Below are 18500 nucleotides of genomic sequence, written 5' to 3'. Positions count from 1 at the left end.
GGTGAACTTGATTGCTATTTGTTAGGTTAAATGGTAATTTGTATGATGTAGATTCATTTCGTGTACAAGAGAAATTAATAGACAAAACGTGCAGATAGATTGCTAAAAGGGGACTGACTGTGGGGTTATTTTTCAGCAAAACAAATTCAAAAAAAGCTAATAAGTATCAAACAAGGCTATACTCTTGTTTCACCATTCTTATCATAGTGAATGTGATTAACAGCTGGTTTCTCGATTGGCTTTGGCTTTATATCACCACAAGTAGCGTTCTTGTTATACTAGTGATATTCCTGCTCAAAACACCTAAACGTGATTTAGATGAAGAGTGGAAGCAGCTAGAAATAGAGAAAGACGAGGCTTTTGAAAATAAAGTCAATCTTTTGATTCGAAATGGCAGAAGAGACGTTGATGTTATTAAATATATACGTAAAGAAAAAAATCTTGGTTTGCTTCCTGCGAAGCAGTATTTTGATCGAATTAAAGCGTCAAGTGAATAATAAAAAACGACCTCTGGTAAGACGAGGTCGTTTTCAGTTACAGGCAAATGGAACCCTGCGATGTCTCATGTTAGATTAAAATACGTCCAAAATAGCTAGTAAAAGGAGAGAGAAATATGCTCATACTTTATGATGAGCTGTACGGGAAATTTGAAGCAGACGGCGTTCTTTTAGAACTCATTCAAAGTGATCCCGTACAGCGTTTAAAAGGAATTTATCAAGGCGGAGCGAGCCGGTTTGTAAATAAAAAATGGAATACTACTCGATATGATCATTCCGTTGGTGCGATGATGCTTGTACATAGGCTAGGAGGCTCTTTGGAAGAGCAAATAGCGGCTTTATTACATGATGTTTCACATACGGCATTTTCTCATGTGATTGACTATGTTTTGGAACAAAAAGAAGAAAATTATCATGAAACGATTTACGAACAAATTGTGACCGGGTCATCTATTCCTCCTATTTTAAAAAGCGCCGGTTTAAACTGGCGAGATATCTTGCTTGATGAAAGCCAGTGGACGCTGCTCGAACAGAACGCTCCGCACTTATGCGCTGACCGCGTGGATTATACGCTGCGGGATTTGTACGTATGCGGGGAGATTACTTTACAAGAAGTGCATGCTTTTTTGGATCAGCTTGTCGTATTTAATGGACAAATGGCATGCAGTAATTTAGCAGCGGCAGAGTGGTTTGTGGATGCTTACTACAAAGAAGTGATTGGCTTTTTTATGAATCCGCTTAATATGTTTGGAAATCATCAGCTGACGGAAATTATCAAGCTCGCTTTGCAAAAAGATATTTTATCTATAGAAGATTTTTTAAAGCAGGATGACGATGTGGTTCGGTTGCTGAAAAATGCTGGAGATAGCAGCATTGAAGGGATGTTATCTGCTCTTTTTAACAGCAAAGTACAAAAAGGCACTGCTTCTTGTTATGATGTTCACCAAACGACAAAAATGCGGTGGGTTGATCCTCTTATTATTGGTTCAGATGGAGCGACTCCCGTATCTCAGTTATCACTTACCGCTAAAAGAGTAATAAAAGACGCAAAACAAAGGATAGAAAAAGGAGTATATCTCAACATTCAGGCTCCGTTATAAAGGGAATCAGTACACAAAGAAAGGGATGCATAATAATGTGCATCCCTTTCTCTCATAAGAAGTTTTATAGACCTCTAAAGAAGCCTTTTCTTAACGAACTTCATCGCGCTTCGCAGTTAATTCTTTAATCGTTTCTCCTTCAACTAGCACAGGCTGATAGTAGGTTTCGTTTGGCAAATCTTTTTTGCCCTGCAGCTTTTTAATAATCCAATCCGCCGCATCGTGTCCCAATTGTTCCTGCGGATGGGTTAACGTTGTTAAATTAATCGTTGCATTTTTAGCGATGTACGAATTATCTTGACCAATAATTGACAACTTGTCCGGAATGGAAATGCCAAGCTGTCTGCATACATTTACAACTTCTAATCCGACTTCATCGTTATAGCAGACAAGAGCCGTCATTTCGTCCTGATTTTCAGTAAGAAATTCTTTTAAATTAGCATACAAATCAAGCTTAGTTTCGGTGTTAAAAGACAAAATATGCTCAGGCTGAAAGCGGAGCTTTGCTTCACCAAGCGCTTTTATGTAGCCTTTCATTCGGTACTTTCCTTGCAGGTCATCCATTTTTGCGATAAGCCCAATTTGTGTATGTCCTTTTGAAATTAATTCATTTGTGGCAAGGTAGCTTGACTGAACGTCGTCTAGACAAAAAAACGGAACGTCCAATTCTTCGTAGTAAGCGTTAATCATTGTAAACGGAACGTCTTGTTCTTTGAATGATAAATAATACGAGATGTTTGGATTGTACAAATTACTTTTTGTAGGCTCAACAATTAAGCCGTCTACTCCGTAGGAAAGCATCATTTCTAACGCTTTTTTTTCTTGTTCCACATCATTATTCGTGCTCGCCAGCAGCAGCGAATAATTATCTTTATTTAACCTGCTTTCAATTCCGCGAATAATAGAAGGGAAAATATAGTCGGAAATATACGTGGTAATTACACCGATTGTTTTGTTGGCAGAAGCCCCGCTAGATTTGGATTGATACTGATTGCTCACATAGGTGCCAGATCCTTTTTCGCTTCTTAAAAATCCTTCATTCGACAGCTCTAAAATGGCTTTTCGAACCGTATGTCTGCTGACACCATACGTTTCTTGCATGGCCGATTCAGTCGGGATTTGTTCGCCGATGCTGTAATCGCCTGAAAGAATTTTGCTTTTTATATCTTCAATAATCACCTGATATTTTGGCTTCATGTTTTCACTTCTTTCGTAGTTGTATACATTCAACTTTTTTATGTGTAAAATTTGTATGGACATATTTTATCATGAACGTGAATAAATGAAAAGATTTCCTTGGTTTTTAATCGAAAGGGAAACGATTTAAGGATTGGATACCGGCTTTTTAAAAGTTCAAGAAGGGAAGAGTAGGGTGTTTTGAATATTTGTGTGCATATATAATTTTTATGTTGACAAATGTACGTACAAATAAATATACTTAAGTTGTTAACAAATTCAAACAGCGTTACACAAAATAGAAAGCGCTTCCTTGCTGCTATAGGTATTGTTATAGCTATCAGAAAGGAGATTAAATGTGAAAACAACTCAAGAAAGCATAAAACAAGCAATTGTTAAAGGGAAAATGTCTCTTGGAATTGAACTTGGATCTACTCGTATTAAAGCGGTGCTGATTGATGAAAACTTTGAAACGGTCGCATCTGGAAGTTATGAATGGGAAAATCTCTTAGAAGACGGTTTTTGGACGTACAACTTACTCGATATTATTACAGGTTTGCAAAGTGCTTACCGTGAAATGAAGCAAGAAGTAGAACGAAGCTACGGAATCACGATTCGAACAGTTGGCTCCATCGGCGTTTCAGCTATGATGCACGGATATATGGCGTTTGATAAAACGGGTGAGCTGCTTGTTCCGTTTCGAACGTGGCGTAATGCAACAACAAGCGCAGCAGCAAAAGAATTAACTGAACATTTCCAATTTAATATTCCTGAACGATGGAGCATTGCGCATCTCTATCAGGCAATTATCAATCAAGAAAAACATCTGCCGCGCATCCATTACATAACAACGCTAGCCGGCTATATTCACTGGCTGCTGACGGGCAGTAAATCGCTTGGCATTGGAGATGCTTCGGGAATGTTTCCAATTGATGAACGCACGCAAAATTACAGTGAAGATATGATGAAGCAGTTTGATGAGCTCATTTCTTACAAAGGATATCCGTGGCAACTATCAGATATTCTGCCTGCAGTTCATACTTCAGGCGAGCAAGCAGGTACATTAACAGCCATTGGGGCTAGTATTTTAGATCAATCAAAAAATTTGCAGCCGGGCATTCCGTTTTGTCCTCCAGAAGGAGATGCGGGAACGGGAATGGTGGCGACAAACAGCGTAAGAAAACGCACGGGAAATGTTTCGGTAGGAACGTCCGTTTTTGCGATGATTGTCCTAGACAAAAAGCTTGCAAACGTTTATCCAGAAATTGATTTAGTTACTACGCCAAGCGGCAGTCCAGTTGCCATGGTTCATGCGAATAACTGCTCAAGCGACTTAAACGCCTGGCTCGGATTGTTTCGTGAATTTTCGGAGGCGATGGGGCAAAAAATAGAGTCGGATAAATTATTCGAAGTGATGTTAAATAAAGCGCTAGAAGCTGATCCTGATGGAGGGGGCTTGCTAAGCTACGGTTATTTCTCAGGTGAAAATATTACCGGAGTAGAAAGTGGACGTCCGCTATTTGTCCGTTCAGCAAAAAGCAATTTTAATCTAGCAAACTTTATGCGTACACATCTTTTTACAGCTTTTGGCGCTTTAAAAATAGGGATGGATCTTTTAGTCAAAGAAGAAAACGTAAAGATTCACAGTATTTTAGCGCACGGAGGATTATTTAAAACGCCGGTAGTCGGTCAGAAAATGATGGCAGCGGCAATCAACACGCCTGTTTCCGTCATGGACACAGCTGGAGAAGGCGGCGCGTGGGGAATGGCTATTCTTTCTTCTTATATGCTCAATAAAAGTGAGAATGAAAGTTTAGAAGATTTCTTGGATGATAAAGTCTTTAAAGAAGTGACCGCACAAGAAATTTATCCTGACGAACTCGACGTAAAAGGATTTGAAGCATTTATTAAAAGATATAAAAAAGGGCTAGTGATTGAAAAAGCAGCCGCAGAGCACCATAGCGAAGAACGGGAGGAGTTAGTGTGCTAGATAAATTAAAAGAAGAAGTATTTCAAGCAAATGTCGATTTGCCAAAACACGGACTGGTCAAGTACACGTGGGGAAATGTAAGTGCCATTGATCGAGACAGCGGTTTGTTTGTGATTAAACCAAGCGGTGTGACGTACGAGAAAATGACGGCGCAAGACATGGTAGTCGTTGATTTAGATGGCCGCGTGGTAGAAGGTGAGCTTAATCCGTCATCTGATACGCTGACACATGCGGTACTCTATAAACATTATCCGCAAATTGGCGGTATTGCCCATACGCATTCAACGTGGGCGACCATTTGGGCTCAAGCAGGGCTTGATGTGCAGGCAATGGGAACGACTCATGCCGATACCTTCTATGGTTCCGTACCGTGCGCACGCTTTTTGACCGAAAAAGAAGTGAATGACGGATATGAAGTGGAAACGGGCAAGGTGATTATCGAAACATTTGAAGAGCGCGGCTTAGATGTGTTAGCGGTTCCTGGTATTTTACTTCAAGGGCACGGGCCGTTTACGTGGGGAAAAGATGCCAAATCGGCGGTAATGAACAGCGTCGTACTAGACGAAGTATCCAAAATGAACTTCTTTACACAAAAATTAAACGGGCTGGCTGAAGAGCTGCCGCAGCGTATATTAGACAAACATTATTTACGAAAACACGGACAAAATGCGTATTACGGGCAAGGACAATAAAAGACTTACATACAGAAAAGGGGATTATCATGTTAAAAACAGCTCAAAAAGAATTTTGGTTTATTGTTGGTTCACAGCATCTTTACGGAAAAGAAGCACTAGCAGAAGTTAAAGCACACGCGCAAAGCATGACTGATGCTTTAAATGAAAGCGGTGTCTTGCCTTATCCGATTGTTCTGCAAGATTTAGCTGTGAGTGCTGATACAATTACAAGCATGATGAAAGAAGTGAATTACCGAGATGAAGTTGCCGGTGTAATCACGTGGATGCATACGTTCTCGCCTGCAAAAATGTGGATTCGCGGTACCAAGCTACTGCAAAAACCGCTGCTTCATTTGGCAACACAATTTAACGAAAGCATTCCTTGGGAAACGATTGATATGGATTTTATGAACTTGAATCAGTCCGCTCACGGTGATCGTGAATATGGCTTTATCAACGCGCGTTTGAACAAGCAAAATAAGATCGTAGTAGGCTACTGGGAGCGCCCCGACGTACAGCAGCAAATTGCACAGTGGATGGACGTGGCCGCTGCTTATAACGAAAGCTTCAACATTAAAGTTGCGCGTTTCGGTGACAATATGCGCAACGTCGGCGTAACGGAAGGAGACAAAATTGAAGCACAAATTCAATTTGGCTGGACGGTTGACTACTTCGGAATCGGTGACCTTGTTCAATATGTAAATGCCGTTACAGAAGAAGAAATCAATGATTTGTTTGCTGAATATGCCGACGCGTACGAATTTGTCTACGGTGATTATTCTGCAGAAGACTGGGAGTCTAGCGTAAAAGTACAGGCAAGCTATGAAATTGCGATTAAACGTTTTCTAGATGAAGGAGGCTACAGCGCCTTTACGACTAACTTTGAAGATCTATACGGTATGAAACAGCTTCCTGGTCTAGCCGTACAGCGTTTGATGGCACAGGGATACGGATTTGCCGGTGAAGGAGACTGGAAAACAGCCGCGCTTGACCGCTTGCTTAAAGTAATGAGCCGTAATCAGTCAACGGGCTTTATGGAAGACTACACGTATGAATTAGCACCCGGACGTGAGTCAGTGCTTCAATCACACATGCTTGAAGTAGACCCGACGCTAGCCGTAAACAAGCCAAAACTAATCGTTTCTCCGCTAGGTATTGGTAACCGCGAAGACCCAGCCCGCTTAGTGTTTGACGGTAAACAAGGAGAAGGCGTAGTCGTTTCCATGGCTGACTTCGGTACGCATTACAAGCTGTTAATTAACGAAGTATCGGCATTTGAGCCGGAAGTTCCAGCTCCAAATCTTCCGGTAGCGCGCGTGCTTTGGAACATTAAGCCGAACTTCCAAGACGGCGTTAAAGCGTGGATTGAAAACGGAGGAGGCCATCATACGGTTCTTTCATTAAATTTGACGACGGATCAAATCGTCAGCTATGCAAAGCTTGTTGATCTAGAGTACGTCATTATTAAGTAAGCATTCACATTTCCGAGGGAGCGCTGCTTCCTTGGAAGTGAAAATATAGCGTTAGTAAAAGAACGCCGTTTTTAAGAATAAATGAAAGCGTTTTAAATTTGTGTGGTAGGGAGCAAAACTAAGACAATACAAAGGGGATCTATAATCATGAGTAAAGTATCAAGTAAGTTTATCTTCTTCTTCGGCTCATTTGCCGGTATTTTATTCGGTTATGATATTGGAATTATTGCTGGTGCAGAAGGTCATATCCGTGAAGCGTTTCATTTAAGTCCGCTCTGGCTGGGAATTGTGGTTTCGTCGCTAATGGGAGGAGCCATTATCGGTTCCATTTTAAGCGGATTATTAGGCGATAAGTTTGGACGAAGAAAGTTAATTTTAATTTCGTCTATCATCTTTCTTTTAGGCTCCATCGGTTCCGCGATTGCACCAGAGGAAATTACGTTAACGATTGCGCGCGTCTTTTTAGGTACAGCAGTAGGAACGGCTTCTTCGTTAGTTCCTGCCTATATGTCAGAAATCGCACCTGCACATATTCGCGGAAAGCTTTCAGGTTTAAATCAGCTAATGATTGTAATTGGATTATTATTAAGCTATATCGTAGCCTTTATTTTTGAGCCGGTTCCAAACAGCTGGCGACTTATGCTTGGCAGTGCCGGTATTTTTGCGATCGTTTTATGCATCGGAATGATCAAGCTTCCGGAGTCACCTCGCTACTTAATTAAAAACGGAATGGCAGATAAAGCGCGTGAAGTACTGCGCACGCTTCGTTCCTCAGCAGCTGAAGTCGAAGCTGAAGTATCTGAAATTGAAAGCGTAGCTGTGCATGAACAATCAGGCATTAAACAGCTGTTTCAGAAAAAGTTTCGTCTAGCTTTAATTATCGGTGTCGGAATGGCAACTTTTCAGCAGATTCAAGGCTCAAACTCAATTGTTTATTATGCAACAAGCATTGCCCGTCAAGTTGGTTTAGCGCCACAGGTAGCTGCTGGTTTTACGGTCATTGTTGGGGTAATCTTTGTCGTGACAACACTTATTTTTCTGCAGTTTGTTGATAAATTCAACCGCCGTACCATTCTTACAATTGGCGGAGCGGGAATGGCTCTTTCCTTTTTCACACCGGCTATTCTTGGAGCAGTAGGCGTTAATGAATCCGTCGTGAACTGGGTTACGTTAATTGCACTTTGCTGCTTTATCCTGTGCTATGCGTTTTCTTGGGCGCCGCTTACGTGGATCATTGTAGGAGAAATTTTCCCGCTTTCTGTACGCGGAATCGGTGCTGGGATTTCATCTGCTTTTAACTGGACAGGATCGCTTGCAGTAGGGCTTGTATTCCCAATTTTAGCTGATCAGTTTAGTTTGGGCGTTATCTTTTCAACGTTCGGGATCATTTGTATTCTCGGATTATTCTTCATACGTTTTGTAGTTGTTGAAACAAAAGGACGCAGCCTAGAGCAAATTGAAACGGACATGGCAGCTCGTTCTGAAAGAAATTCTTTAAGTCCGGTTGAGCGTAATAAATATGTTTGATTGTCGTAAATGTTTTAATTGTAAGGTGCTGAGATAAAAGTATTTTAGCTGAAGTGAAAAACGAACCACTAATCAAAGTGTTTGATTAGTGGTTCGTTTTTTTATGGTGAACGCAGGTTTCAGCTGTTTCATTTCTTCTAGCAGTTGATTGGAGAGCAAGGCGAAGCCTTGCACGGAAATCAACTGCGGGGCAACAAGCGATTCAGCTCATGTATCCCATTTGCCTTTAGATTAGATTCATTTCGTTATGTCTCAACCTCTTTTGGGAAACCGTACGAAACCTTGTAGCAGAAGGCTCAGTCAAACGTTATAATAGATAATGAATGATGATATATTCTCTATATTTGTCATATATTTGTATTACATATGTAATTGAAGAAAAACATTCACTTGATATACTGTTTAATGACTTAACTTTATCTCAAAATTTACAGTGAAATGCCTGTTTATAGAGGCTTAGAACATACACAGCAAATGGAGGAGCTACAATGGCAAACGAAAAGATGCAAGAAGGACTTGATCGTTTTATTAAGGAAGATTTAAATGACCTTTTAGGTAGACTGTTCCCTTTAATGGATCGTGAGTGTGCTGAGGAAAAGAGAAAGCTTATCGAAACAGCGGTAGAGTACATTTATTCGTCAGGATATCACCAAGGAGCAAAAGACTTGATCGAAACACATCGAAAAGATGATTACAAATTGTTAAGGCAAAAATTAGCGTCAACGCCTCCTAAAAACTAATTTTTTTGAAATTTCTTTTGACAACATAAATGTAAGGTGTTAAGATGACTCTACATTCAAAATATTATAAATAATTAAAACTCTTATTGAGAGAGGCGGAGGGACTGGCCCTGTGAAGCCCGGCAACCATTTAACAGTCTTGTTGAAAAGGTGCTACATCCTGCAAAGCGTACAGCTTTGAAAAATAAGAGAGGATTTCATAGATACTATGCCTCTCTATTCATGATAGAGAGGCTTTTTATTTTATGTGAATATGTTTTGAATGAACAATTTTATAAAAATGCATCAGGTGCTGTGTAACGAATGTACGCAGCTTAAAAGGGAAGACCGGTGAAAAGCCGGCGCGGTCCCGCCACTGTAATGGGGAGCAACTTATTAACCACTGTTTCATGTTGAAATGGGAAGGGGTAGGAAGCGATGAACCTAAGTCAGGAGACCTGCCTGTTGTATGCACTTAAGCTCTACGGGATATAGAGAGGAGTGAGGAATACGTGTTGAGAAAAACAGGCTGTCTCAACCTTAGTTAAGTATGCGTATCATCTCTCTTTTCATTTCGAAAAGAGAGATTTTTTAGTTTACCGATAAAAAATATACAGGGAGTGGAAAAAATGAGCAGTGTAAAAAGTTCAAACGTAGGTTATCCAAGAATTGGTGAAAAACGAGAATGGAAAAAAGCGCTTGAGCAGTTTTGGGCAGGAAAGCTGGAAAAAGATATCTTTCTTCAGGAAATTGAAGCTCTTCGTCTAGGGCATCTAAAAAAACAGCGTGATGCAGGAATTGAATTAATTCCAGTCGGTGATTTTAGCTTATACGATCACGTGTTAGATACAGCCGCTATGTTTGGTTTAGTGCCAAAGCGCTTTGATTATGACGGAGGCCCGGTATCGCTTGAAACGTATTTTGATATTGCGCGAGGAACAAAAGGTGCGGTAGCCTCTACGATGACAAAATGGTTTAACACAAATTATCACTATATCGTACCGGAGCTTGAGGAATGTACGCCGGCACTTGTAGAAAATCGCCCGCTTCAATTTTACAAAGAAGCAAAACAGAAGCTGAATATTGAAGGTAAGCCCGTGATTTTAGGTCCAGTAACATTTGTGAAGCTGTCAAAAGGATATAAAAAAAGTGAGTTTAAAGAAGCAGTTGAACAATTTGTTCCGCTTTATGCAACTATCTTAGCGGAGCTGCAGGCAGAAGGCGTAGAGTGGGTGCAGATAGATGAGCCAATTTTAGCTACAACGCTATCAAAAGAAGACCTGGCGCTGTACAAAGAAGTCTATCAAACTTTGAAAAAAGCGGCACCGAATGTAAAAGTCATTTTGCAAACGTATTTTGACAGCGTTGATCACTATAAAGAAGTTGTGTCTCTTCCTGTTGAAGGAATCGGCTTAGATTTTGTACATGACCGAGGAGAAAATCTCACTGCGCTTAATAAATATGGTTTTCCAACGGATAAAGTGCTGGCAGCGGGAGTGATTGACGGACGAAACATTTGGCGTGAAAATTTGGACGAACAGCTTTTAACGATCAGTGAAATTGAAGAAGCCGTATCAAAAGATCGTTTGATTCTGCAGCCTTCATCGAGTTTATTACATGTTCCTGTCACGGTAAAAAATGAAGAAACCATTGAGCCAGTGTTAAAAAATGCGCTGTCTTTTGCAGATGAAAAGCTAAAAGAAATCACGCTTTTAACAAAAGCGGTGCAGCAAGGAAAAGAAAAAATAGAAGAAGAAATAAGCGTAGGCAAACAAGCGATTCAAGCATTAAATGGATCATCTTTTCGAAATCATCAAGACGTGCAAAAAGAGCTGAAGCAGCTGCACAGCTATAAAGCAGAGCGACAAGCGCCGTTTGACGTACGTCAATGCGTTCAGCAAGAAGCTTTTCAACTGCCGCTTCTTCCCACGACAACGATTGGAAGCTTCCCGCAAACAAAAGAAGTGCGAAAAGAGCGTCTAAAGTGGCGTAAAGGCGAGTTAAGCGATGAAGCATATGAAGCGTACATTAACGATGAAATCAAAAAATGGATTGAAATTCAAGAAAACATCGGCTTAGATGTCCTTGTGCACGGAGAGTTTGAGCGTACGGACATGGTTGAGTACTTCGGTGAAAAATTAGGAGGCTTTCAGTTTACGAAGTTTGGCTGGGTGCAATCTTACGGTTCTCGCTGCGTGAAGCCGCCGCTTATTTACGGAGATGTATCGTATGAGCAGGCGATGACGATCAAAGAAACGGTCTACGCACAGTCTCTAACAAATAAGCCGGTTAAAGGAATGCTGACGGGTCCGATTACGATTTTAAATTGGTCGTTTGTGCGTGATGATATCCCGCGCTACGACGTCGCAAATCAAATTGCGCTTGCTCTTAGAAAAGAAGTAGAAGCACTTGAAAGTCAGGGCATTTCAATGATTCAAGTAGATGAACCGGCGCTGCGTGAAGGACTGCCGTTAAAACGAGAAAACTGGAACAGCTACTTAAACGCTGCGGTGTATGCGTTCAAGCTAGCAACGGTATCGGTGCAAAACGAGACGCAAATTCACACGCATATGTGCTATTCAGAATTCGAAGAGATTATTGATGCCATCAAAGCGCTTGATGCCGACGTGATTTCCATTGAAACGTCTAAAAGCCACGGTGAATTAATTTATGCGTTTGAAAAACATACGTACAATCAAGGAATCGGACTTGGCGTGTATGATATCCACAGCCCGCGCGTACCGAAGCTTGAAGAGCTTCAGCGAAACATTGACCGCGCTCTGCAGGTACTTGATCCTGCATTGTTTTGGATTAATCCCGACTGCGGCCTTAAAACAAGAGGAATCAGCGAGACGGTTGAAGCTTTAAAAGTGATGGTTGAGTCTGCAAAACAAACCAGACAAAATTTATTACAAAACGTTTAATGATAAGAAATTAAAGACCAAGCAGTGTAACCGCTACACTGCTTGGTCTTATGGGATTTTAAAAGGCCAAAAATATCCATTGACACTTCCCGTACATTTTTGTATCTTTTTAAAGGTGTTTTTAAAATCAGGGAGGTACAACATGAGTAACAACAGCACGCAGCACGTTAAAATTGTAACAGCGGATCCATCAGCGCTAGGTCTATTCGGACTTGCCATGGTAACACTTGTTGCATCGTTTCAAAAGCTTGGGGTAACCGATGGTGTTTCATTGGTATTGCCATGGGCGATTTTTTTAGGCGGAATAGGACAGTTAATCGCGTCTATGCAAGATTTCAAACATAATAATACCTTCGGCGCAACTGCTTTTGGTGCCTTCGGGTTATTTTGGCTAGGTGTAGCTATGACATGGCTTATTCAGCTTGGAGCATTTGGGGAAGCGCTCGCAAAAGAAGCGGATCCGAAGCAGCTCGCATTTGCTTTTGTCGGCTACTTGATTTTCAGCGTTTTTATGACAGTTGGAGCAATGGGCACTCATAAAGTATTATTTATTATTTTTGTGTTAATCGATTTCTTATTCATTGGATTATCGCTAAGTACATTTGGTGTGGCATATGAGTACACGCACTTACTAGCAGCAGTGTCAGAGCTATTGATTGCTCTGTTTTCATTCTATGGATCTGCAGCGGCTGTATTAAATACTCACTACGGTCGAGTTGTGCTTCCGGTGGGCAAGCCGTTTGGTGCATTTATCAAATAATCAAGACGTTAATTAAAAAGCGAAGTAGGGTTGAATTCTGTATGATGCAGAGGTCAATCCTTTTTTGTTTGGGCGTTTTTATATATAGTAGAAAGAGATAGTTATATGTAATAGAAGCTTTTAGAGAAAAAAGAGAAATACATAATGAGAGGAAACGTTCCAATGATTATAAGACAAGTGGATGAAAAAGATTTAAATCAATTAATTACGTTAGAAAACAAAGGCTTTACACCCGAAGAAGCTGCCTCAAAAGATGCATTTATCACGCGGATCAAAACCATTCCTGATACGTTTATCATCGCCCAAGAAAATGAAGAAATAATCGGATATGTGAACGGTCCCGTCATTTCAGCTCCGTTTATTACGGATGATTTGTTTGAAAAAACGATTTCGAACCCTGAGACAGGCGGTCATCAAAGTATTTTAGGTATCGTTGTAAATCCTAAGCATCATCACAAAGGAATTGCCAGTATGCTGTTAAGAGAATTTGAAAAACAAGCGCGGAACAAACAGCGCTTAACGATTACCTTAACGTGCAAAGAAGAATTGATTCCGTTTTACGAAAAAAACGGATATGTGAATCAAGGCGTTGCCGAGTCTCAGCATGCAGGCGTCCAGTGGTTTAATATGAGTAAGAAGCTTTAATGTTACTACTATGAATTGCTTGTTACACCGCTAATGATTTCCGTGCAAGGCTTCGCTTTCCGCGGGCGGCCGCTGAGCCTCCTCGTCGCTTGCGCTCCTGCGGGGTCTCACCTGTTCCGCTTTTTCCCGCAGGAGTCTTCGCCTTGCCCTCCAATCATCAGCTAGAAGCACCTGCATACACGAAACCTACGTTTACCATACCCATAAAAAATTAGCACGAGGTGAATTCTTAATCAAACTCGTTCGCATTGTCCTTCAACTAACCTACTTGTTCTAACCTCTATTTCAGTTATGTAAAAGACTCTACTTTGTCAAACATATTTGACAGTAACAAGAAAAATAATATAAGATATGGATGTAAAAAGTTTTTTACATTTTAGAGATGAGTGATGAATGGTGGAAAATCGAATTAAAGAACTGCGTAAAATCAAACGGATGTCTCAAGACGAACTGGCAAAAGTATGCGGCGTATCGAGACAAACGATTAATGCAATTGAAAACAATAAGTATGATCCAAGCTTGACCCTTGCTTTTCAGCTGGCTGAGGAGCTGGGAGCAACGGTAGATGAGCTGTTTTTATTTAGAAAATCATGATTTAGTTGAAAAGGAGAAGATAATGTGAAAGTAAAAAAAGCGGATGAAATGGAAAAGTTTGAAATTAAGCAAGCGGCGCGAAACGGCTTTTTATTTTATACGGTAGCGCTGTTAATTTGGTCCTCCTATGATTTTATTAAAACCGGTGAAAGAGGCTGGGAAGCCACAATTTTACTAGTAGGAATATGCGTATATTTTTGGACCCTCGTTTATTACAAGCGAAAAGTACATAGCTAATAAGCGAATAAGAAATCAAATATAGTTTGATCGCTTTATATAAAAGATTTACAGAGCAACGGTGGTGAAATGAATGAAAAATCGAGCTGCCGGAGTAGCTCTTACAAGTATGGGCATGTTACTGTTGATGGTAACGTTAGTACTTCCTGTTCCGGGATTAACGTATAGTTTACTTGTAGGAAGCAGCATTCTACTAAAAGGCTGCGGAACAGGAGGAATAAAAAGGTGTATCACGTGAATGCAGCGTGATGTAGAAAAGGAGGTTCCTTTTGAAAAAAAGAACGATTATTATAGCTGCACTTTTATTTATCGTCGTATTTTATTTTACATATACCGGGCAAGCCTATCAGTTAAAAGACGTCATAAAAGTAGATGAAGCAAACGTTACGCGTATTGAAATAGATACGGACGAAGGAAAACGTGTAGTAGATGATAAAAAAGAGATAAAGCAAATCGTACATTCTTTGGCAAAAGTAGAAGTAAAAAAAAGCAAGGAGCTCGACCCAAAGTTTGACCAGGCTTACTGGGTAAAAATCGTTGAAAACGGAAAAGATGCGTATGGTTTGACGATTTACGATGATGATTACATAAAAGCGTTTAACTTTGAAGATAAAAAGCAGGCGACATATACGATTGTTAAAGATCAAAAAGTAGATGTTAAAAAGCTGTTTTCAACTAAATAAACGTGAAATAAGTTTTCTCAAGCCTACTAAAAAAGACAGCCTGCGCTGTCTTTTTTTATAAAAATAATAGATTGAAAATTATGACTATTCAAAGCGGAATTAATCCTTGCCTATATAATTAATAAATGATTGAATTAGGTCAATATCAGGGTTAACCAATAGTGCTGGAAGAAGGCCGAATGTTAATAATACAAGAACGTTTGATCCAATAAAGATGCGAAGTGCTTTTTTGATTTTCATGATATTTCCTCCCTTTTTTATATTTTCGTATAAAAAGAGAAAAAAATCAATAGAAATGTGACGAAATTGTGAACTTTTTGTCTAATAGTTCCTGCTAGATTATAAAAACCCCTCTCTATACTAGATAAAGAGGGGGCATAATAAGTCATAAAATATGTAGAAACATTAAAAGTACATGCGCAGATTCCCAATAAACCGGTAAAGAAAGTAGCATGAAAAACCAATTAAGATACACCCAGCTGCAATAGAAACCCATTTGATATAAAGCTGATTCAGCACTTTTCTAGTTCCAGAGACAATCGTCATTAAGCCTAAGTCATGAATTAAAATCCCTGTTAATATCCCCGCAGCAATTACTAGGAAATGAAAAGAGTGAGAGGATTGAAGCGAATTTGTCAGCACCGTCCCAAACACGCTCAGCCAAAAAATGAGATTGCTAGGAGAAATCGCAACAAAGATTCCGTTCACATAAGAAGATGCAAAGGACTTTTTTACCTGTTCTCCAGGAGCCGTTATGTCATGATCCGCGTGTCTAATGCTGTCATAGCCAATGTAAAGTAAAAAAAGCGCTCCTATAAGCCACATCATAAGCTGGATAAAAGGAGCCGATAAAACAGAAGCCAGTCCAGAGTAAAGAAGCACAATTAGTAATAAATCAACCGTCATTCCTCCGAGTCCAACAACCCATCCGTGAAGAAACCCGTTTTTTAAACCTTGTTTTGTCATTTCAATCGTCACCGTACCAACGGGAAGGGCAATCGAAAGACCAAGCAGCACATTTGCTAAAAATAACGTCACCAAAAACAAAACCTCTTTCAATCTCGTATCTACTAACATTTTCCGTCTAAGTGATCTTTCATTATATAAAAATATGTAATAAAATTCAATATTATGTATAAAAAAACATGATGAATATAAGAGGAGGAAAAAGTAAATGAAATTGATTTGTGAATCGTTGGAAAAAGAAGACTACACGCAAGAACTTCCAGAAGTGAACTTTACACATCCTTTGATTCAACAAAAGGTACGTGAACTCAAAAGCAGCTTGCCTCATTCTCCCCTAGCGTACATAAAAAAAGCCTATGAGTTTGTGAGAGATGAAGTATCTCATTCCTGGGATATTCAAAGCAAAATCATCACGAAAACCGCTTCAGAGGCTGTAAAAGAAAAGGAAGGAATTTGTTACAGCAAGTGTAATCTATTAGCCGCTTTGCTGCGTGCAGAAGGGATTCCTGCAGGCTTTTGTTATCAAAGGCTGATACTTGGAGATACGATAGACACAGGCTACTGTATTCATGCCTTAAATGCAGTTTACATTAAATGTGAAGAGAGATGGATTCGATTAGACGCGAGAGGAAATAAAGAAGGAGTGCAGGCCGACTTTTCGCTAAAAAAAGAAAAACTGGCTTTTCCAGCGAATTCTATACGGGGTGAAATTGACTACCCAGTTATTTATACAAAACCTCATAAAAAAACAATGGACGTGTTGTCGCAGTACGAAGACTGCTTAGATATGTATTTACACTACTTGCCTACCGAGCTATAAAAAGAGGTTGTGACAAAAGTATGTTAGTTGAAGCAAGATTAGAACGATGAATTGAGATTCTTGGTAGAGAATCCAACTCGTTGGAATTTTTTATTGGAAGGTTTCATGTATATGGCTGCTTCTATCTGATGATTGGAGGGCAAGACGAAGACTCCTGCGGGGGAAGCGGAACAGGTGAGACCCCGCAGAAGCGGAAGCTACGAGGAGGCTCACCGGCCGCCCGCGGAAAGCGAAGTCTTGCACGGAAATCAGCAGCGGTGTAACAAGAAGTTCAGCTCATCTCTCCAATTTGTTCTTCTTTAGGCAAAATGGACTTAGATGCCTCAACCTCTTCATCATTTTAAACGCTTTCCTGCACGGTGGCTGACGGTCTTTTAAACGCAGCAACAAACCACACAATATTCGTGATCAGCAAGCCTAAACAAGAAATCATTATTCCTATAATTGAAGATAAGCTTCCTGAAAAATCTTCTAATCCGAATAAAAACAGAGCCGGCATCAGTAATAGAGTACTAGCAGCGATTAAAAGGCCAATGCTGCAAAAAGCGGCCATCACAAATTTTAAGAAATGCATTCCCAACATATAAAAAGCTAAGGGCAATAGGTATAAAAATAGAACCATGCCAAGAGATAACCACAGCCCAGTTGAGCCGAACGTATTAACGTTGGGACCTGAATCTGCTAGAGGAGAAAGCGAACCAAGAACCAAAATGAAGCAGAAAAATAGGGCGGAAAGCAAAGTGGTGACTATCACACTATTTTTTGCTGTAGAATTACGCACTGTTTTTAACCTCCTTTCCAAAAAACAAGTATATGGATTAATTTTACAATAAAAAAGTTTATAAATCACCAATTTTTTACAAAAATAGTTTAGTAGGTTTGATAATAATGAAGAGAAGCCGGGTTAAGATAATACACGTGTACATATTTTTTGTGTGGACCTGGATAGTGGGTTTCATGCCAGTATTGCGCCAGTATTGTTTGAATAGGATGCGAATGAGGGGCTTCTCCGTAATGTCCGTAGTAGAGGCCGCTGCCTGAATAAGGAGAATACATAAAATCACCTGCCTGTTTACATGAATGTGTTACACGGTATGTTTTTGTGGTCAATAACGTTCTTCCATCATGTAAAAAGGGCACAAATAGGTCGGAATGCATTCCTACAGTAAAAAAGACCTCTAAAAGCAAGAGATCATAGGCTAAGCATCTGTATGTTCTTCACTGAGATTTCTTTGAAAATCCAAAAAACGAGTTCCTTGAAAGGTCAGCATTCCTTCATCGCCTTCTGCTAGCATGCCGTATTCACGGCCTGAAACAGTAAATTCAGAGCGGTCGGTGCTTTCAAACTGAAAGGTTACGTAGTAAGTTGTAGACGTGTGAGAGTGATGATGTTCGTGAGCGTGACCCCCATGGCGATGAACGTTTGTACGTTTGCCCGTAATTTTTGCTTTTACGGAAAGACGGGGAGACTGCTCATTTTTACTCCATGTGCCGATCCCTTTAAAAATAGAAAATAGAAAAATACCAATAACAATAACAAAAAATAGCATCACAAACGCAGGCATTCCGTTAAATAACGCGTCATCTGTAAAAAAAGCGCCTCCACTGAGGTCAGCATCACCTTCAAAAACAATGTCATCTCCGGACGGATCATCTTCAAATATCATTTCATCTTCAAACATTCGTATTCCCCCTTACTATAAATACGATTACTGA

Annotated in this window: 23 protein-coding genes and 2 riboswitches; of the genes, 16 read left to right on the top strand and 7 right to left on the bottom strand. The window is 40.1% G+C overall.

The annotated features are described in order from the left end of the window. Positions 1–119 precede the first annotated feature (119 nt). Together MMB68_RS09830 and MMB68_RS09825 are read left to right on the top strand one after the other, a co-directional pair. Positions 120–497: a hypothetical protein gene (locus MMB68_RS09830; RefSeq protein WP_221785350.1), complete on the top strand. Its 378-nt coding sequence runs from the start codon at positions 120–122 to the stop codon at positions 495–497. A gap of 116 nt (positions 498–613) precedes the next feature. Next, complete coding sequence (locus MMB68_RS09825; protein WP_221785351.1) at positions 614–1597, top strand: HD domain-containing protein; 984 nt, start codon at positions 614–616, stop codon at positions 1595–1597. Between the two features lie 90 nt (positions 1598–1687). Here MMB68_RS09825 and MMB68_RS09820 read toward each other — a convergent pair whose 3' ends face one another. Then, positions 1688–2794 (bottom strand): GntR family transcriptional regulator, encoded by a 1107-nt coding sequence (locus tag MMB68_RS09820; RefSeq protein ID WP_277548730.1) that lies wholly within the window; start codon positions 2792–2794, stop codon positions 1688–1690. A gap of 385 nt (positions 2795–3179) precedes the next feature. Here MMB68_RS09820 and MMB68_RS09815 point away from each other — a divergent pair, with 385 nt between their 5' ends. The 8 genes from MMB68_RS09815 to MMB68_RS09780 all read left to right on the top strand — a co-directional run bounded on the left by MMB68_RS09815 (position 3180) and on the right by MMB68_RS09780 (position 13484). Beyond that, positions 3180–4763 (top strand): xylulokinase, encoded by a 1584-nt coding sequence (locus MMB68_RS09815; protein WP_416234904.1) that lies wholly within the window; start codon positions 3180–3182, stop codon positions 4761–4763. After that, positions 4757–5455: an L-ribulose-5-phosphate 4-epimerase gene (locus MMB68_RS09810; protein ID WP_013058237.1), complete on the top strand. Its 699-nt coding sequence runs from the start codon at positions 4757–4759 to the stop codon at positions 5453–5455. Before MMB68_RS09815 ends, MMB68_RS09810 begins: the two co-directional genes overlap by 7 nt. A 29-nt stretch (positions 5456–5484) precedes the next feature. Further along, positions 5485–6909: an L-arabinose isomerase gene (gene araA, locus MMB68_RS09805; protein ID WP_269871895.1), complete on the top strand. Its 1425-nt coding sequence runs from the start codon at positions 5485–5487 to the stop codon at positions 6907–6909. A 147-nt stretch (positions 6910–7056) separates the two neighbouring features. Beyond that, positions 7057–8436, top strand: a complete 1380-nt coding sequence (locus tag MMB68_RS09800; protein WP_269871894.1) for a sugar porter family MFS transporter — start codon at positions 7057–7059, stop codon at positions 8434–8436. A 488-nt stretch (positions 8437–8924) separates the two neighbouring features. Further along, positions 8925–9176 (top strand): hypothetical protein, encoded by a 252-nt coding sequence (locus MMB68_RS09795; protein WP_057273687.1) that lies wholly within the window; start codon positions 8925–8927, stop codon positions 9174–9176. 80 nt (positions 9177–9256) lie between these two features. Then, a riboswitch (SAM riboswitch) is annotated at positions 9257–9367 on the top strand. 79 nt (positions 9368–9446) lie between these two features. After that, positions 9447–9635, top strand: a riboswitch (cobalamin riboswitch). Positions 9636–9784: 149 nt separating this feature from the next. Continuing rightward, positions 9785–12079 carry a 5-methyltetrahydropteroyltriglutamate--homocysteine S-methyltransferase gene (gene metE / locus MMB68_RS09790; protein ID WP_269871893.1) on the top strand — a complete coding sequence of 765 codons (2295 nt, stop codon included), beginning with the start codon at positions 9785–9787 and terminating at the stop codon, positions 12077–12079. A gap of 142 nt (positions 12080–12221) precedes the next feature. Next, a complete protein-coding gene (locus tag MMB68_RS09785; RefSeq protein WP_013058231.1) occupies positions 12222–12839 on the top strand; it encodes an acetate uptake transporter in 618 nt (205 codons plus the stop codon). Positions 12840–12983: 144 nt separating this feature from the next. Then, positions 12984–13484: a GNAT family N-acetyltransferase gene (locus tag MMB68_RS09780; RefSeq protein ID WP_269871892.1), complete on the top strand. Its 501-nt coding sequence runs from the start codon at positions 12984–12986 to the stop codon at positions 13482–13484. Between the two features lie 22 nt (positions 13485–13506). Here the strand turns inward: MMB68_RS09780 and MMB68_RS09775 are convergent, their stop codons facing one another. After that, on the bottom strand, positions 13507–13638 hold the full coding sequence (locus MMB68_RS09775) for a hypothetical protein (RefSeq protein ID WP_259345520.1): 132 nt from the start codon (positions 13636–13638) through the stop codon (positions 13507–13509). 239 nt (positions 13639–13877) lie between these two features. On the opposite strand from MMB68_RS09775, the gene MMB68_RS09770 reads away from it, so the two are divergent. The 4 genes from MMB68_RS09770 (at position 13878) to MMB68_RS09755 (ending at position 14998) form a co-directional block, all read left to right on the top strand. Further along, on the top strand, positions 13878–14078 hold the full coding sequence (locus tag MMB68_RS09770; RefSeq protein ID WP_129703309.1) for a helix-turn-helix transcriptional regulator: 201 nt from the start codon (positions 13878–13880) through the stop codon (positions 14076–14078). A gap of 24 nt (positions 14079–14102) precedes the next feature. Beyond that, a complete protein-coding gene (locus tag MMB68_RS09765; RefSeq protein ID WP_028414716.1) occupies positions 14103–14315 on the top strand; it encodes a hypothetical protein in 213 nt (70 codons plus the stop codon). Between the two features lie 73 nt (positions 14316–14388). Continuing rightward, a complete protein-coding gene (locus tag MMB68_RS09760) occupies positions 14389–14553 on the top strand; it encodes a hypothetical protein (RefSeq protein WP_165918644.1) in 165 nt (54 codons plus the stop codon). A 31-nt stretch (positions 14554–14584) separates the two neighbouring features. Continuing rightward, positions 14585–14998 (top strand): DUF5301 domain-containing protein, encoded by a 414-nt coding sequence (locus MMB68_RS09755; protein ID WP_277548726.1) that lies wholly within the window; start codon positions 14585–14587, stop codon positions 14996–14998. Between the two features lie 99 nt (positions 14999–15097). Here the strand turns inward: MMB68_RS09755 and MMB68_RS09750 are convergent, their stop codons facing one another. Further along, positions 15098–15238, bottom strand: coding sequence for a hypothetical protein (locus MMB68_RS09750; RefSeq protein WP_013058226.1), 141 nt, complete (start codon positions 15236–15238; stop codon positions 15098–15100). A 165-nt stretch (positions 15239–15403) separates the two neighbouring features. Continuing rightward, positions 15404–16036 (bottom strand): LysE family translocator, encoded by a 633-nt coding sequence (locus MMB68_RS09745; protein ID WP_277548790.1) that lies wholly within the window; start codon positions 16034–16036, stop codon positions 15404–15406. A 136-nt stretch (positions 16037–16172) separates the two neighbouring features. Here MMB68_RS09745 and MMB68_RS09740 point away from each other — a divergent pair, with 136 nt between their 5' ends. Next, positions 16173–16784 carry a transglutaminase-like domain-containing protein gene (locus tag MMB68_RS09740; protein ID WP_264408200.1) on the top strand — a complete coding sequence of 204 codons (612 nt, stop codon included), beginning with the start codon at positions 16173–16175 and terminating at the stop codon, positions 16782–16784. A gap of 128 nt (positions 16785–16912) precedes the next feature. Next, positions 16913–17047: a hypothetical protein gene (locus MMB68_RS09735; protein WP_277548724.1), complete on the top strand. Its 135-nt coding sequence runs from the start codon at positions 16913–16915 to the stop codon at positions 17045–17047. Positions 17048–17124: 77 nt separating this feature from the next. Here the strand turns inward: MMB68_RS09735 and MMB68_RS09730 are convergent, their stop codons facing one another. The 3 genes from MMB68_RS09730 to MMB68_RS09720 all read right to left on the bottom strand — a co-directional run bounded on the left by MMB68_RS09730 (position 17125) and on the right by MMB68_RS09720 (position 18466). Next, on the bottom strand, positions 17125–17565 hold the full coding sequence (locus MMB68_RS09730; protein WP_098791775.1) for a DUF5391 family protein: 441 nt from the start codon (positions 17563–17565) through the stop codon (positions 17125–17127). 89 nt (positions 17566–17654) lie between these two features. Further along, positions 17655–17894 carry a hypothetical protein gene (locus tag MMB68_RS09725; protein ID WP_277548722.1) on the bottom strand — a complete coding sequence of 80 codons (240 nt, stop codon included), beginning with the start codon at positions 17892–17894 and terminating at the stop codon, positions 17655–17657. A gap of 89 nt (positions 17895–17983) precedes the next feature. Continuing rightward, a complete protein-coding gene (locus MMB68_RS09720; protein WP_277548720.1) occupies positions 17984–18466 on the bottom strand; it encodes a DUF2500 domain-containing protein in 483 nt (160 codons plus the stop codon). Positions 18467–18500 lie beyond the last annotated feature (34 nt).

The organism is Priestia sp. Y58 (assembly GCF_029522095.1).
GTDB classification, from domain to species: Bacteria; Bacillota; Bacilli; order Bacillales; family Bacillaceae_H; genus Priestia; species Priestia megaterium_E.
This window is presented reverse-complemented; position numbering and strand designations above follow the sequence as displayed.

Coding starts and splice junctions, on each gene's coding strand:
- MMB68_RS09795 (WP_057273687.1), top strand. CDS start 8,925: ATGGCAAACGAAAAGATGCAAGAAGGACTTGATCGTTTTATTAAGGAA.
- araA (WP_269871895.1), top strand. CDS start 5,485: ATGTTAAAAACAGCTCAAAAAGAATTTTGGTTTATTGTTGGTTCACAG.
- MMB68_RS09740 (WP_264408200.1), top strand. CDS start 16,173: ATGAAATTGATTTGTGAATCGTTGGAAAAAGAAGACTACACGCAAGAA.
- MMB68_RS09770 (WP_129703309.1), top strand. CDS start 13,878: ATGGTGGAAAATCGAATTAAAGAACTGCGTAAAATCAAACGGATGTCT.
- MMB68_RS09720 (WP_277548720.1), bottom strand. CDS start 18,466: ATGTTTGAAGATGAAATGATATTTGAAGATGATCCGTCCGGAGATGAC.
- MMB68_RS09800 (WP_269871894.1), top strand. CDS start 7,057: ATGAGTAAAGTATCAAGTAAGTTTATCTTCTTCTTCGGCTCATTTGCC.
- MMB68_RS09785 (WP_013058231.1), top strand. CDS start 12,222: ATGAGTAACAACAGCACGCAGCACGTTAAAATTGTAACAGCGGATCCA.
- MMB68_RS09825 (WP_221785351.1), top strand. CDS start 614: ATGCTCATACTTTATGATGAGCTGTACGGGAAATTTGAAGCAGACGGC.
- MMB68_RS09760 (WP_165918644.1), top strand. CDS start 14,389: ATGAAAAATCGAGCTGCCGGAGTAGCTCTTACAAGTATGGGCATGTTA.
- MMB68_RS09780 (WP_269871892.1), top strand. CDS start 12,984: ATGAGAGGAAACGTTCCAATGATTATAAGACAAGTGGATGAAAAAGAT.
- MMB68_RS09815 (WP_416234904.1), top strand. CDS start 3,180: ATGTCTCTTGGAATTGAACTTGGATCTACTCGTATTAAAGCGGTGCTG.
- metE (WP_269871893.1), top strand. CDS start 9,785: ATGAGCAGTGTAAAAAGTTCAAACGTAGGTTATCCAAGAATTGGTGAA.
- MMB68_RS09820 (WP_277548730.1), bottom strand. CDS start 2,794: ATGAAGCCAAAATATCAGGTGATTATTGAAGATATAAAAAGCAAAATT.
- MMB68_RS09735 (WP_277548724.1), top strand. CDS start 16,913: ATGATTGGAGGGCAAGACGAAGACTCCTGCGGGGGAAGCGGAACAGGT.
- MMB68_RS09750 (WP_013058226.1), bottom strand. CDS start 15,238: ATGAAAATCAAAAAAGCACTTCGCATCTTTATTGGATCAAACGTTCTT.